The following is a 14,085-nucleotide window of genomic DNA, read 5'->3' on the forward strand; positions in this document are numbered from 1 at the left end:
GGCGCGGCGTCCTCGGGAACGGTTCGGCCCGGGCGGCCGGATCCGGGTCAGGGCGCGCGACGGGGCCGCGGTTGCGGGAGCGGCGCGAGCGGCATGGTCATCTCGGTCGCGGGTCCCGTCGTATCGGACGGCGCGAAAGCCGGGGCCGAGGGCGGCGGGGTCGCGTCGGCCATCGGCCCCGGACCGAGCGGGATCCGCCTGACGCCGTCGGTGGTCATGGCGGTCATGCCGTTTGCCGGCTGGCTGCCGCCCGGTGAAACAGCGCTGCCGACGCTGGCCGGGGTATCGCCCGGCCCATCGGTCGCGACGCGTTCCTGCCGCTTGTTCGGGTCGCTGTCCGGCTGGACCAGGCGGACGGGAGCGGAACTGTTGGACGCCAGGGTGGCGGCGGGTGGCTCCGGCTGCGGGGCTGCGGTCGTCGCGGCCCAGGCATCAGTGACGGCCGGCATGTCCTGGTAGGTGTAGGTGAAGCCCGCCGCCGTCGCGGCGGCGACCAGCACGGCGCACATGGCCAGGACCGCACGCCTGCGCCGGCCACCCTTCAGGCGGCGCGCCACGATGCGTTCCCGTTCCGGGTCGTAGAACCGTTCGTCGGCGGCCGCCGCTGCATCCGGCGCGGCGCGCGTGACGGGCTCGCCTTCGGTTGTGGGGCTCGACGTCATCAGCTGCGATCGATTGTTGGACAGAGAAACGGCTATCACTTCCGTCGCTCGCTGGCCAGATGTTAGGTTCTGGGCAGGTTGGGTGGTGGCCCGTTTAGCTCCGCAAATGCGGCGGCGGCGTGGCGCAGCGGCAAATTTGGCATGCGAAAGGGGCGATCATGGCGATTCTGATCCTGGGCCTGGTGATATTCCTGGGCGCGCACGCCTTCACCATGGCCAGAGAGCCGCGGGCCGCCGTCATCGGCCGGCTGGGCGCCGGCGGCTACAAGGGCCTCTATTCGGTCGTCTCGCTGATCGGCTTCGTGCTGCTCGTCTACGGCTATGGCAGCGCGCGCAGCCAGGGCTATGTGCAGATCTGGTCGCCGCCACCGGCGCTTGGCCATGTCACCGCGCTGCTGATGGTGTTCGCCTTCATCGCGCTCGTCGCATCGCGCGGCCCGAACGGCAAGATCAAGTCGACGCTGAAGCATCCGCTCCTGGTGGCGATCAAGGCCTGGTCGACGGGCCACCTGCTGGTCAATGGCGATCTTGCCTCGATGCTGCTGTTCGGCTCGTTCCTCGCCTGGGCGGTGATTGCCCGCATCTCCATCAGGTCGCGCGCCGACGAGGTCGAGCCGCCGCCCGCCGCCTGGGGCAGGGCCGATGCCGTCGCCATCGTCGTCGGTCTCGTGCTCACGGTTGTCTTCATGATCTGGCTGCATCCGCTGCTGATCGGCGTGCCGGCCATCGTGCGCTGACATGTCGCCGTCCGGGATTCGGCCGGTCGTCGAGCCGGATGGCGGGCTGGGGCGAAGATTCGAAGCGAGAGGATCGCCGTAGCGGATTGATACGCTTGGCGTTCTGGCCGTTGTGGCTCGGTCCGCGCGCGGTCGCCGCGCGGGCCGCGCGCCGCGGGTGTCGCCGGACATGCGGCGGGTTTGCTTCCGCACGGGCGAATTGATAGGTTCCGCGCCGCTTTGACAGGCGGCCCACCCGGCGGACCGGGGCGCCGCGCTTCTGGATGATCCGATGGCCGATATTTTCGATGAAGTCGAAGAGGACCTGAGGCGCGCGCGCTTCGAGCAGTTCTGGAAGAAATATTGGCCCGTTGTCGTCGCCGTCGCCGCCGTGATCGTCATCGGCGTCGGGGGCTGGCGCTTCTACGAGTGGCGGCAGGACCAGCAGTCGGCCGCCGCCGGCGGGCGTTTCGAGGCCGCCCTCAGGTTGTCGCGCACCAACAGCGCCGAGGCCGAGGCACAGTTCGCCGCCATCGCCGCCGATGCGCCGTCGGGCTACCGCATCCTGGCCCGCCTGCGTCAGGCCACCGAGATCGGCAGCCGCGACAAGGCGGCCGGCGCGCAGGCCTTCGACGCCGTTGCGGCCGACCCGGCCGTGGGGGCGCTGTTCCAGGATATCGCCCGGATCAGGGCGGGCTACCTCCTGGTCGACAGCGCGCCGCCGGCCGAAATCGCCAGCCGGGTCGAGCAGCTGACCGGCGCGGGCCTGCCGTTCCGCCATTCGGCCCGTGAATTGATGGCGCTCGCCGCCATGCGTGCGGGCGACAAGGCGGGTGCCGAGAAATGGGTCCAGGCGATCCAGGCCGATCCGGAGACGCCGCAGGGCCTGCGCGGCCGGGCCGAGCTCATCGCCACCGTCATGGCCGGCAAATAACCGCATTTGCCGGCAACAGGTGATCGGCGCAGCCGCGGTTTCGAACTCCGCTTCTTTCCGTTATAGCGCTCGGAGCGGGTGTCGAGATCGAAAGGACGCCGGGCCGAGACGCGGGGCATTCGGGGGACGGCATGACGGGTTCCGTTCCCCGCCTCAGGATTTTGTGCCAAGATATTGAAATATTGCCTTTTCCCGATCCTTGAGACGGTGACGGGCTTCCAGACCAGACCTCAAGAGCCGAACGGATCTCAGACATGAATTCCTCCCGCCTCGATCGACGCCGTGTCCTTCGCGCCGGAGCGCTGGGCGCTCTCGGCCTTGGATTGACGGCCTGCGAATCGCTGCAGGACCTGCCGTCCATGTTCGAGCGGCGCCAGCCGCCGCTGCCGGGCGACCGCCAGCCGGTTTTCCCCGAGGGCGTTCCCGGCGTCGACCGGTCGATCCCGCAGCCGGCCAATGCGCCACCGGATGTCGCCCAGCCGGCAGCGCCGGCTCCGGTCGAGCCGCCGCCGGCGGAGCAGCAGCCGCGCCGCGGGCGGCGCCGTCGTCGCGCCGCCACCGAAGATCAGGGCTGACGTCGAGGCCATGGCTTTCACTCTCGCCATTGTCGGCCGGCCGAATGTCGGCAAGTCGACGCTGTTCAACCGGCTGGTCGGCAAGCGCATCGCGCTGGTCGACGACCGGCCGGGAGTGACGCGCGACCGGCGCGAGGGTGAGGGCCGCCTCGGCGATCTCGAATTCTCGATCATCGACACGGCCGGCCTCGAAGAAGCCGGCTCCGGCACGCTCGAAGCCCGCATGCGGGCCCAGACGGAGGAGGCGATCCGCCTGGCCGACGTCGTCATCTTCATGATCGACGCGCGGGTCGGCCTGACGCCGGACGATCACGCCTTCGCCAATCTCGTCCGCCGCTCAGGCAAGCCCGTGATCCTCGCCGCCAACAAGAGCGAGGGCAAGGTCGGCATGGCCGGCGCCTACGAGGCCTTCGGTCTCGGCCTCGGCGATCCCGTACCGCTGTCGGCCGAGCATGGCGAGGGCTTGTCGGAGCTCTATGACGCGCTTGCCGCTCACATGCCGGCGCCGTCGGCCGAGGAGGACGAGCCGGCCGAAGGCGAAGACGAGATCGACGATCCCGCAAAACCCATTCCGGTCGCCATTGTCGGACGGCCGAATGCCGGCAAGTCGACGCTGGTCAACGCCCTGATCGGCGAGGAGCGCCTGCTGACGGGGCCCGAGGCCGGCATCACCCGCGACGCCATTGCGGTCGACTGGGACTGGGGCGGGCGCAAGTTCCGGCTGGTCGACACGGCGGGCCTGCGCAAGCGCGCGCGCATCGAGGACAAGCTGGAAAAGCTGTCCGTGGCGGACGCGCTGCGCGCCATCCGCTTCGCCCAGGTCGTGGTCGTCTGCATGGATGCCGAAAAGCCGTTCGAGGACCAGGACCTGCGCATTGCCGACCTGGCCGCCAAGGAGGGCAGGGCCGTGGTGCTCGCCTTCACCAAGTGGGACCTCATACCGCACAAGGGCGGCAAGGCCGCCAAGCTGCGCGAGGAGGCCGATCATTGGCTGCCGCAGATCAAGGGCTGCCCGGTCGTCGCCAATTCGGCCGAGACCGGCCAGGGTCTCGATCGCCTGATGCAGGCGATCATCGACGCCCGCGAACCCTGGCAGCGGCGCGTGCCGACCAACCAGCTGGTGCGCTGGCTGCAGGAGACGGTGGACCACCACCCGCCGCCGGCCGTGTCCGGCCGCCGGGTCAAGCTGCGCTACATGACGCAGGCCAAGACCCGGCCGCCGACCTTCGTCGCCTTCTGCTCGCGTCCCGATGCCCTGCCGGACAGCTATCTGCGCTATCTCGTCAACGGCCTCAGGGACAGTTTCGACCTGATGGGGACACCGATCCGCTTCCATCTGAAGAAGACCGACAACCCTTACGCCGAAACCGGCCGGAAGGTGCATTGAGCACGGGCCGTCGACCGGCCTCCTGCCTCAATAACCCACGGTGAAACGCTGGCGCTCGTGCGCCGGCTTTTCGATCTCGTCGACGAGCGCGATCGCGTAGTCCTCGAACGAGATCGAGCTCTTGCCGTCGGCGGCGGTCAGCAGGGCATCGCGGCCGAGGCGGAACTTGCCGGTGCGCTCGCCGGCCACGAACAGCGCCGAGGGCGACAGGAAGGTCCAGTTGAGCGCCGGCTCGGCCTTCAGGAGATCGAGAAACACGCCTCCCGCCAGGGCCTCGGCCTTGTAGGCGGCGGGAAAGGTCGGCTGGTCGACGAGCCGGGCGCCGGGCGCGACCTCCAGGCTGCCCGCGCCGCCGACGACGATGTAGCGCGGCACGCCGGCGGTCTTGACCGCCGCGATCAGCTTGTTCGGATCGGATGCGGTGAAATGCACCGCGCTGACGACCACATCATGGCCGGCGATGATCTTGGCCAGGGCATTCGGAGCGTCGGCGTCGCCCTCGACGGCGGTGATGTTGGCGCCTGCCGCGATGCGCCGGGGATCGCGTGCGATGGCGGTGACCGCATGGCCGCGGTTCGCAAGTTCTTTCAGGATGCGCGAGCCGGCATTGCCGGAGGCGCCGATCAGGGCGACTTTCATCGGGGAGGTCTCCTATGGTAGTAACCAATGGAGACCAAGTGCCTATCCTATACCGCGCTGTAAAGAAGGCACCTTCACGTCACAAGGTCACCCCGGAGAAACCCCTTGCACGCTCCCAATGTGTTCAACGGCAAGTGCTCGACGCGGATCGTGCTCGACCGGATCGGCGACAAATGGGCGGTGCTGATCCTGATCCTGCTCTGCAGGGAGCCGCTGCGCTTCAACGAACTGCGCCGGCGCATCGACGGCATCTCGCAGAAGATGCTGTCTCAGACCCTGAAGAGCCTGGAACGGGACGGCCTCGTGGCCCGCACCGCCTTTCCGACGGTGCCGGTGACGGTGGAATATCGGATCACGCCGCTCGGCATGACCCTGCATCAGGCGGTCGACGGCCTGCGCGTCTGGGCCGAGAGCCATCTGGCTGACGTAGCCGCCGCCCAGCGCCGCTATGATTCCGGCGAGACCCTGGCGAGCGCCGCATGAGCCTTTTCCGCGGTGTCTTCCCTTATCTCGTCTCGCCCGTCGATGCCGATGGCACGGTGCGCACGGCCGTCCTGGAGCGTCTTTCGGCCGATCTCATCGATGCCGGCGTGCACGGCCTGACGCCGCTGGGCTCGACCGGCGAGTTCGCCTATCTCGACCGGCGGCAGCGCGCCGCCGTGGTCGAGACGGTGGTGCGCGCCGCCGGCGGCCGGGTTCCCGTCGTGCCGGGCGTCGCCGCCACCACCATCGCGGAGGCTGTGCTGCAGGCGCGCGCCTGCGCCGCGGCTGGCGCCGACGGCATCCTCGCCATTTGCGAGGCCTATTTTCCTCTGAACGATCAGGCGGTGGAGGCCTATTTCCGGGCCGTGGCGGATGCGGTCGACCTGCCCGTCGTGCTCTACACCAACCCGAACTTCCAGCGCTCGGACCTCTCCCTCGGCGTGATCGAGCGGCTGGCTGCGCATCCGCGCATCATCGGTATCAAGGATGCCTCCAGCAATACCGGCCGGCTCCTGTCGATCATGAACCGCTGCGGCGATCGGCTGGCCGTTTTTTCCGCCTCCGCTCACATCCCCGCCGCCGTCATGCTGCTCGGCGGCCGCGGCTGGATGGCGGGTCCTGCCTGCCTCGTGCCGCGCGACAGCGTCAGGCTCTATGAGCTTTGCGCGGCGGGCCGCTGGGACGAGGCCATGGCGCTGCAGCGCCGCCTGTGGCGGGTGAACGAGATCTTCGCGCGCTACAACATGGCGGCCTGCGTCAAGGCCGGGCTCGCCCTCAAGGGTTACGATGTCGGCGATCCCGTGCCGCCGCAGCAGCCGCTGGATGACGCGGCGCGCGCCGTGGTCGCGGCGGCGCTTGCGGACGTCTCCTGAGCACCGAAGCCCGGTGCGGACAGGTGCGTGTCAGGCCGGGATGACGAAATCGAACCGGCCGAGACGGCCGCCATCGGCCGGGCGGATCTCCATCAGCAGCGCCCGGTCGAAAATGCCGTCGCGGGCATTGCGCGGCTCGTCCGGAAAGTAGAGCTGCGTTGTCAGGACAGGGCCGCGGCCAGCCTGGACCTTGACGTGAAAATGCCGTGTCCGGCCAGGATAGAGCCCGGGAACGCGGGTGATGAACTGGTAGCGGCCGGCATCGTCGGTGAACTGATGGCCGCGAAAGCGGAAGCCCGAGCGGTCGTATTCGCCATCGGCATCGGCGTGCCAGAGGTTGACGCGCGCGCCGGGCACCGGACGGCACTGCGGTGTCAGCACGAAGCCGGAAAGCACCAGCATGTCGCCGCTCCCGTCGCCGCGAAGGTCGCGCTTCGCTGGCGAAGCCGGCCGGAAAAAGGGGCCTTCTGTCTGGCGCCGCGTCACGCGCGCATCGCCCTCACAGGCCGGCGTCAGGGGCAGGGCGGTGCCTTGCGCGGCCAGCGGCCGCGGCTTTGCAAGGTGCGCGAGGCCGGCCGCGGCAAGGCTGGCCGCCACCATCCTGCGGCGATTCATTCCGGTTCTCGGCATGGGTCCTCGCGTCATCGGCGGCACGCGAGCTTGCGCGCTCCGCATGCCGGCCGCAACGGCGGCCGGAAGCCGCTCACGCGACCGTGACGGCGAGCGGTCAGGCGCCGGCGAGCCCGGCGTCATGCACGATCTCCGCGAAGCGGGCGACATCATCGCGGACCAGCTTGCCGAAGGCTTCCGGGCCGGCGGCGACGATGTCGAAGCCAAGGCCTTCGAGCGCAGGTCTCGCGGACGGCCCGCGCAGCGCCGCGGCGATGGCCGCGTCGAGACCAGCGACAATGTCCGCCGGCGTTCCCGCCGGCACGAGAAAGCCTTGCCAGCTTGCGAGATCGAGACCTGGAACGGCCGTCTCGGCGAAGCTCGGCACGTCGGGCAGCGCTGCCGATCGCCGGGCGGTGGTGGTCGCCAGGCCCCGAAGCGCGCCGTCGCGGACTGGCGCCGTGACGGCGGGCAGGGTGATGAACAGCGCGTCGAGATGACCGCCGATGAGGTCGCGGCTCGCCGGCGCCCCGCCATTGTAGGGGATATGATTGACCTGCAGCCCCGCCAGCCGCCGGTTGACCAGTTCGCTCGCGAGATGGCCGATGACGCCGTGTCCCGGCAGGCCGACCTTCAACTCCCCGGGCTTTGCCCGGGCGGCCGCGACATAGTCGGCGACGGTGTTCAGCCCGGACTTGGGGTGGGTGACGAGCAACTGCGGAGCAGTGATGGCGAGCGTGACCGGCGCGAAGCTGGCGACCGGATCGAACGACAGCCGGGGGAACAGGCTCTTGTTGATGGCCAGGCTGTCGCTCGCGACCAGGATGGTCAGGCCGTCCGGCGCGGCCTTCGCCACCCGTTCGGAACCGAGATTGGTCGAGCCGCCGGCAACATTCTCGACCAGCGTCTGCTGCCCGAGCGCCTCACCGACAGCCCTGGCGACGGCACGACCGAGCACGTCGACACTGCCGCCTGGTGCGAAGGGCACCACGAAACGGATCGTTCCAGCAGGGAGCCGTCCCGGTCCGGCCCTGGCGATGCGGGGACTGGCGACGACCGTCGCAGCGGCGGCCAGAAGGCAGCGGCGACTGACGGGCGTGCCGCACGAAATCCCGCGATCCGGATGTTTGAGCATGTCCTGCCTCCGAGGCTGACCTGCTCGGCGCGGCAGGGCACAATCCTTGCGGCATGATCCGGTTCGGCGGGGCGAAGCTCAATGAAATGGCCCGCCAAAGTTGCCGGCCGGCGGAGGAGCGCGGTCTCGGCGAAAGCCTTGCGACAGCAATATTCGTCCGGCAGGCGCCGCGGCGCGGTCAGGCTGGTTCCCGGAACGTCTTCAGGCTCTTGCTCGGATAGTCGTAGATCCGGCCGGTCTCGGTCACCGAAGGCAGGCACAGCGACAGGATCGCGCGGGCCGGGCCTTCGGGCGTCTCCAGCGTGGCCGGGTCCTCGCCGGGCATGGCCTGGGCGCGCATGGCGGTGCGGATCGGCCCGGGATTGAGCAGATTGACCCGGATCGGATTGTTCTGGTGCTCGGCGGCATAGGTCAGCGCCAGCGCATTGAGCGCCGCCTTGGTGACCGAATAGGGACCCCAGAACGGCCGGTTGCGCCAGGAGGCGCCGGAGGAGACGAAGACGACGCGGGCGGCATCCGACTGCTGCAGCAGGGGGTCGAGCGACCGGACGAGGCGCCATTGCGCCGTCAGGTTGATCGCGACCGTATGGTCCCATTCCTGCGGGGTGATATGGCCGAGCGGCGAGATCGGCCCGAGGATCGCGCCGTTGGCGACGAAAACGTCGAGCTTGCCCCAGCGCTCGTGAATGGCAAGGCCCAGCCGGTCCAGCCCGTCGCCGTCCCGGATGTCGAGCGGCACGAGCGTCGCGCTGCCGCCGGCGGTCTTGATGGCGTCGTCGAGCGTCTCGAGGCCGCCCTGCGTCCGGGCAACCGCGATGACATGCGCGCCGGCCTCGGCGAGAAGGAGGGCCGTCGCGCGGCCGATGCCGCGCGAGGCTCCGGTAATGCAGGCGACCCGGCCGGAGAGCGGTTTGTCGGTCATGAGAGGATGCGGGCTCAGCTGGCTTCGGCGAGCAGCGACAACTGTTTGGCGCTTTCGCTGACGAGGTCGGTGATCGGGGTCGGATAGTCGCCGGTGAAATAATGGTCGGTATATTGCGGCTGGGCGGCGTCGCGGCCCGGCTCGCCGAGCGCGCGGTAGAGCCCGTCGATCGAGATGAAGGCGAGGCTGTCGACGCCGAGATAGGCCTTCATTTCATCCAGCGTCATGCGCGCGGCCAGAAGCTTGTCCTGGTCGGGCATGTCGATGCCGTAATAGTCGGGATACCTGATCGGCGGCGAGGCGATGCGGAAGTGCACCTCGCGCGCTCCGGCATCGCGCATCATCTGCACGATCTTGCGCGAGGTGGTGCCGCGGACGATGGAATCGTCGACCAGAACGATGCTGCGGCCTTCGACCACGGCACGGTTGGCGGAATGCTTGAGCCGCACGCCCAGCTCGCGCACCGACTGGGTCGGCTGGATGAAGGTCCGGCCGACATAGTGGTTGCGGATGATGCCGAGCTCGTAGGGGATGCCCGACTGCTGGGCGAAGCCGATGGCCGCCGGCACGCCCGAATCCGGTACCGGCACGACGACGTCGGCGGCCACAGGGGATTCGGCGGCCAGTGTCGCACCGATCTGCTTGCGCAGGCCGTAGACGTTCTTGCCGTCGACGATCGAATCCGGCCGGGCGAAATAGACATATTCGAAGATGCAGGGGCGCAGCTTGCGCGGCGGGAACGGCCGCAGCGATTCCAGCCCCTGGTCGGAAATGACCACGACCTCGCCATTCGCCACTTCGCGCACGAAGCGCGCCCCGATGATGTCGAGGGCGCAGGTTTCCGAGGTCAGGATATATTTGCCGCCGAGCTCGCCGATGACCAGCGGCCGGATGCCCAGCGGATCACGGGCGCCGATCAGCTTCTTGTTGGTCATGCCGACAAAGGCATAGCCGCCTTCGACCTGGCCGAGCGCATCAATGAAACGGTCGGTGAAGCGATTGCGTCGCGAGCGCGCCACCAGATGCAGGATCACCTCGGTGTCGGAGGTCGCCTGGTAGATCGCGCCGTCGGCGATCAGCCGCCGCCGCAAGGTCAGGCCGTTGGTCAGGTTGCCGTTGTGGCAGACCGCGAAGCCGCCGGTCTCCAGTTCGGCGAAGAGCGGCTGGACGTTGCGCAGGATGGTGCCGCCCGTGGTCGAATAGCGCGTATGGCCGATCGCCGACTGGCCGGGCAGGCGCTCGATCACCTCGCGCCGCGAGAAATTGTCGCCGACAAGCCCCAGCCGCCGCTCCGAATGGAAGCGCGCGCCGTCGAACGAGACGATGCCGGCGGCTTCCTGGCCGCGATGCTGCAAGGCGTGCAGGCCGAGCGCGGTCAGCGCCGCGGCATCGGGATGGTCGTAGACGCCGAAGACGCCGCATTCCTCGTGCAGGCGGTCCGCCTCGGCGTCGAAGGCCATGCTGTCGCAGGCCTGGCCACCGAGATCCTCGCGCGCATGCTCCAGGTCCGCCTCGTGGTGGCGCACCTCCAGGATTCGCGTCATGGCATCCTCGTTCCAAGAACGTGACCGGCACGGATCCGGGGCGGACGGTGCGGTCGATCAATGGGTCTTACAACAGTTCAAGGCCGCCGGCACGATTCGTCTCGGATCGCGGCGGCGGGCCCTGGAGCGTTCTGGTCGTCACCCCGTCGTCATATGCGGGGCGATGCGCCGGATCGGAAGTCCTTTTTCACCTCATGCACGGCCGCCATGCAACGCACGGGTCCGGCCCGCGGGGCGCGCAGGCCGGTTACGGGCGGCGCGGCGCCGGCTGTGTTCCGGGCGGCGGATTGGCCGGGGCGCCGGGCGCACCGGGCGCGGCCGGGGGCGGCGCTGCATCGGGCGTGGCCTGCTGCGAACGGTTCAGGCGCCGGAGGATGTCGGATCCTTCGATATCCTGCGGCAGCTTTTCGATCAGCCAGTCCTTGGTGCTGTCGAGCAGCGCATAGGACTTGGCCTTCGAGATCCAGTCGGGCCGGCTGGTGCCCGGCACGAGCCAGGTGAAGAAGGCGAAGGCGACGACCACGATGACGAGGCCGCGGGCGAGGCCGAAGGCGAAGCCGAGGGTACGGTCGAGCACGCCGATCTTGGAATCGAGGATGGCGTCGGAAATGCGGATGGTGATCAGGGAAACCACCACGAGCACGACGAGGAAGACGCCGGCGATGACGATGGCCTTGGCGGCGAGCTCGTTGGAGACCTGCGTCTGGGCGAGCGGCAAAAGGCGCGGGAAGGCCCACCAGGTGGCGAGCGCGGCAAGGCCCCAGGACGCAATCGACAGGACCTCGCGGACCAGGCCGCGCACCATCGCGAGCAATGCTGAAATCAGCATGATCACGGCAAGGCCAATGTCGAGATAGGTGACCGGCATCTGTGCGGGCTCCGGGCAGGCAGAAACAGCGGCTCCGAGTCGCTAAAGGGCCGCGCGACCACGCGCTTATAGCGACGCCCGGCGCCGTCGTCACCCCGTCAGCCGCCGGCCGCCGCGCGCGACTTGCCGGCGCCGACCCCGGAGGCGGCGATGTCGGCGACCAGCGTCGACAGCGCGGTGACCGGCTGGGTCGCAAAGCCCGCCTCGGCCGGTTCGCCGCGGGCGACCTCGGGTACCACGGCGCGGGTGAAGCCCAGTTTCTTGGCTTCCTTCAGGCGCGAGGCGGCCTGGGCGACCGGACGCACGGCGCCGGACAGGCTGACCTCGCCGAAATAGACCGCATCGGCGGGCAATACGGCGCCGGAGAGCGAGGAGACGAGCGCTGCGGCAACCGCCAGGTCGGCCGCGGGCTCGGCGATGCGCAGGCCGCCGGCGACGTTCAAATAGACGTCATGACCGCCGAGCCGTACCCCGCAATGGGCATCGAGCACGGCGAGCACCATCGACAGGCGCGCGGGATCCCAGCCGACGACGGCGCGGCGCGGCGTGCCGAGCGAGGAGGCGGCGACCAGCGCCTGGATTTCGACGAGGACGGGACGGGTCCCCTCCATGCCGGCGAAGACGGCGGTGCCCGGCGCGCCGAGGTCGCGGCCGGCCAGGAACAGTTCGGACGGATTGGGCACTTCGCGCAGGCCCCGGCCGGTCATTTCGAACACGCCGATCTCGTCGGTCGGCCCGAACCGGTTCTTCACCGCGCGCAGGATGCGGAAATGATGGCCGCCTTCGCCCTCGAAGCTCATCACCGCGTCGACCATGTGCTCGACGACCCGGGGGCCGGCGATCTGGCCATCCTTGGTGACATGCCCGACGAGGATCAGCGCCGCGCCGGACTTCTTGGCGTAGCGGATCAGCACCTGGGCAGCCGAACGCACCTGGCTGACCGTGCCGGGGGCGCTTTCCACCTTGTCCGTCCACATGGTCTGGATGGAATCGATGACGACGAGGCGGGGTGTCGGCCCTTCGGACAGCGTCGCGACGATGTCCTCGACATTGGTCTCGGCGGCGAGCTCGACCGGCGACGCCGTCAGCCCCAGCCGCTCGGCGCGCAGGCGCACCTGTCCGACCGCCTCTTCGCCGGAAATGTAGACGACGCGGTGGCCCATGCGCCCGAGCCGCGCGGAGGCCTGGATCAGCAGGGTGGACTTGCCGATGCCGGGATCGCCGCCGATCAGGATCACCGATCCCTTGACGAGGCCGCCGCCGAAGACGCGGTCGAGCTCGCCGACCTGTGTTTCGGTGCGCGGGGCCTGGTCGTTGACGCCGTCGAGCCCGACAAGCGCGAAGGTCCGGCCCTTCTTGGCCGCGCCGGCCCGGGCCGGTCCCTTGGCAGGCGCGCCGCCGACGCCGGAGGCGACGCTTTCCTCGGCAATGGTGTTCCAGGCGCCGCAGCTTTCGCATTTGCCCTGCCAGCGGCCATAGCTCGCGCCGCAGGACTGGCAGACGAAAGTGGTGACGTTGCGCGCCATGAAACCGCCGAAGCAAAATCCGTATCGTCCAGATGCCGGAGCCCGACGGGCGGAAGCCGGCCAATGGGCAGGCAGCAGCCGTGGCTGCGCCCGTCAGTCCTGGATATAGCGGCGATGATAGCGCCGCCCAAGGCTGGTCAGCACCTCATAGCCGATCGTGCCCGCGGGCTGGGCAATATCGTCGACGCCGATGCCGTCGCCGATCAGCGTCACCGGATCGCCCGGCTTCACCGCGCCCGCATCGGTCAGGTCGATGGCCAGGAGATCCATCGAGACGCGGCCGGCAAGGGGGCAGGCCCTGCCGGCGACCCTCACGCTGGCGCCCGTCCGGGTGTCGGAGGCGCTCGTCGCCCTGATATAACCGTCGGCATAGCCGACGGAGACGATGCCGATGCGGCTCGGGCGCGTCGCCGTCCAGGTCGCGCCGTAGCCGACCGTGTCGCCGGCCCGCACGTCGCGAACCCGGATGAGCGGCGCTTCGAGCCGCACCACCGCCTCCAGCGGCTCCCGGTCGGCCCGATAGCGCCCGCCATAGAGCGCGATGCCGGGCCGGGCGAGGTCATGATGCGTGGCCGGCAGCGTGCAGCCGGCGGAATTGGCGAGCGAGCCGGCAATGCCGGGGAACAGGGCGCGGACCTGCGCGAAACGGTCGATCTGCCGCGCGGTCAGGGGATGGCCGGGGTCGTCGGCGCAGGCGAGATGGCTCATCAGCAGGGCCGGCTCGAAGGCCAGCGCCTGCGGGCCGGGCTCGGCGATCAGCGCCGCCTCCGCCATGTCGAGCCCGAGGCGGTTCATGCCGGTGTCGACATGGATCGCAGCCGGGCTGCGGCGGCCGGTGGTCCGGCAGAAGGCGCCGAAGCGCTCGATTTCCTCGCGGCTGCCGAGCACCGGGCGCAAATCGTGGCGCGCATAGATATCGAGCGCCTCGGCGAAGAGCCCGTTGAGCACATAGATCGTGGCCGCCGGCACGACGGCGCGCAGGCGGCGCGCCTCGGAGACATGGGCCACGAAAAAGGTGCGCGCCCCGGCGTCGGCCAGCGCCGGCGCGGTCGTTTCGATGCCGGTGCCATAGGCGTCGGCCTTGACCACCGCCGCGCATTCGGCGCCGTGTGTCATGGCGGCGAGCGCCCGGTAGTTGCGCGCGATGGCGCCGAGATCGACGGTCAGCCGTGCGCCGGCTTCTTCGGCGGACACGGTGAAGGCTGCGGTCATG

Annotated in this window: 15 protein-coding genes; 5 read left to right on the forward strand and 10 right to left on the reverse strand. The window is 69.5% G+C overall.

Translation table 11 applies throughout. The annotated features are described in order from the left end of the window. Window positions 1–47: 47 nt before the first annotated feature. On the reverse strand, window positions 48–662 hold the full coding sequence (locus OZ671_RS07235; protein WP_268860118.1) for a hypothetical protein: 615 nt from the start codon (window positions 660–662) through the stop codon (window positions 48–50). Window positions 663–820: 158 nt separating this feature from the next. Between OZ671_RS07235 and OZ671_RS07240 the strand changes: the two genes are divergently transcribed. Together OZ671_RS07240 and OZ671_RS07245 are read left to right on the forward strand one after the other, a co-directional pair. Further along, a complete protein-coding gene (locus tag OZ671_RS07240; RefSeq protein WP_268860119.1) occupies window positions 821–1,399 on the forward strand; it encodes an NnrU family protein in 579 nt (192 codons plus the stop codon). A 271-nt stretch (window positions 1,400–1,670) separates the two neighbouring features. Beyond that, on the forward strand, window positions 1,671–2,312 hold the full coding sequence (locus tag OZ671_RS07245; RefSeq protein ID WP_268860120.1) for a tetratricopeptide repeat protein: 642 nt from the start codon (window positions 1,671–1,673) through the stop codon (window positions 2,310–2,312). A gap of 248 nt (window positions 2,313–2,560) precedes the next feature. Here OZ671_RS07245 and OZ671_RS07250 read toward each other — a convergent pair whose 3' ends face one another. Continuing rightward, window positions 2,561–2,908: a hypothetical protein gene (locus OZ671_RS07250; RefSeq protein WP_268860121.1), complete on the reverse strand. Its 348-nt coding sequence runs from the start codon at window positions 2,906–2,908 to the stop codon at window positions 2,561–2,563. Here OZ671_RS07250 and der point away from each other — a divergent pair. Next, entirely contained in the window at window positions 2,898–4,274 is a 1,377-nt protein-coding gene (der, locus tag OZ671_RS07255) for a ribosome biogenesis GTPase Der (RefSeq protein ID WP_268860122.1), read from the forward strand. The two genes, OZ671_RS07250 and der, sit on opposite strands and share 11 nt — an antisense overlap. A 27-nt stretch (window positions 4,275–4,301) precedes the next feature. Here the strand turns inward: der and OZ671_RS07260 are convergent, their stop codons facing one another. Continuing rightward, window positions 4,302–4,913, reverse strand: coding sequence for an NAD(P)-dependent oxidoreductase (locus OZ671_RS07260; RefSeq protein WP_268860123.1), 612 nt, complete (start codon window positions 4,911–4,913; stop codon window positions 4,302–4,304). Window positions 4,914–5,018: 105 nt separating this feature from the next. Here OZ671_RS07260 and OZ671_RS07265 point away from each other — a divergent pair, with 105 nt between their 5' ends. Both OZ671_RS07265 and OZ671_RS07270 read left to right on the forward strand, forming a co-directional pair. Then, entirely contained in the window at window positions 5,019–5,396 is a 378-nt protein-coding gene (locus tag OZ671_RS07265) for a winged helix-turn-helix transcriptional regulator (RefSeq protein ID WP_268860124.1), read from the forward strand. Then, the gene (locus tag OZ671_RS07270) at window positions 5,393–6,268 is read left to right on the forward strand and encodes a dihydrodipicolinate synthase family protein (RefSeq protein WP_268860125.1); all 876 of its coding nucleotides are present in this window, start codon (window positions 5,393–5,395) and stop codon (window positions 6,266–6,268) included. Before OZ671_RS07265 ends, OZ671_RS07270 begins: the two co-directional genes overlap by 4 nt. A gap of 30 nt (window positions 6,269–6,298) precedes the next feature. Here the strand turns inward: OZ671_RS07270 and OZ671_RS07275 are convergent, their stop codons facing one another. From OZ671_RS07275 to alr, 7 genes are all read right to left on the reverse strand, one after another. After that, entirely contained in the window at window positions 6,299–6,883 is a 585-nt protein-coding gene (locus OZ671_RS07275; protein WP_268860126.1) for a dioxygenase family protein, read from the reverse strand. A gap of 112 nt (window positions 6,884–6,995) precedes the next feature. After that, window positions 6,996–8,012, reverse strand: coding sequence for a tripartite tricarboxylate transporter substrate-binding protein (locus OZ671_RS07280; protein WP_268860127.1), 1,017 nt, complete (start codon window positions 8,010–8,012; stop codon window positions 6,996–6,998). Window positions 8,013–8,190: 178 nt separating this feature from the next. Then, window positions 8,191–8,934, reverse strand: a complete 744-nt coding sequence (locus OZ671_RS07285) for an SDR family NAD(P)-dependent oxidoreductase (RefSeq protein ID WP_268860128.1) — start codon at window positions 8,932–8,934, stop codon at window positions 8,191–8,193. 14 nt (window positions 8,935–8,948) lie between these two features. Further along, entirely contained in the window at window positions 8,949–10,394 is a 1,446-nt protein-coding gene (gene purF, locus OZ671_RS07290; protein ID WP_268860189.1) for an amidophosphoribosyltransferase, read from the reverse strand. 331 nt (window positions 10,395–10,725) lie between these two features. Further along, on the reverse strand, window positions 10,726–11,346 hold the full coding sequence (locus OZ671_RS07295) for a CvpA family protein (RefSeq protein ID WP_268860129.1): 621 nt from the start codon (window positions 11,344–11,346) through the stop codon (window positions 10,726–10,728). Window positions 11,347–11,444: 98 nt separating this feature from the next. Then, a complete protein-coding gene (gene radA / locus OZ671_RS07300; RefSeq protein WP_268860130.1) occupies window positions 11,445–12,872 on the reverse strand; it encodes a DNA repair protein RadA in 1,428 nt (475 codons plus the stop codon). A 93-nt stretch (window positions 12,873–12,965) separates the two neighbouring features. Further along, window positions 12,966–14,084 (reverse strand): alanine racemase, encoded by a 1,119-nt coding sequence (alr, locus tag OZ671_RS07305; protein ID WP_268860131.1) that lies wholly within the window; start codon window positions 14,082–14,084, stop codon window positions 12,966–12,968. Between the last annotated feature and the right edge of the window lies 1 nt (window position 14,085).

This window comes from Phreatobacter sp. AB_2022a (assembly GCF_026847585.1).
Taxonomy (GTDB): domain Bacteria; phylum Pseudomonadota; class Alphaproteobacteria; order Rhizobiales; family Phreatobacteraceae; genus Phreatobacter.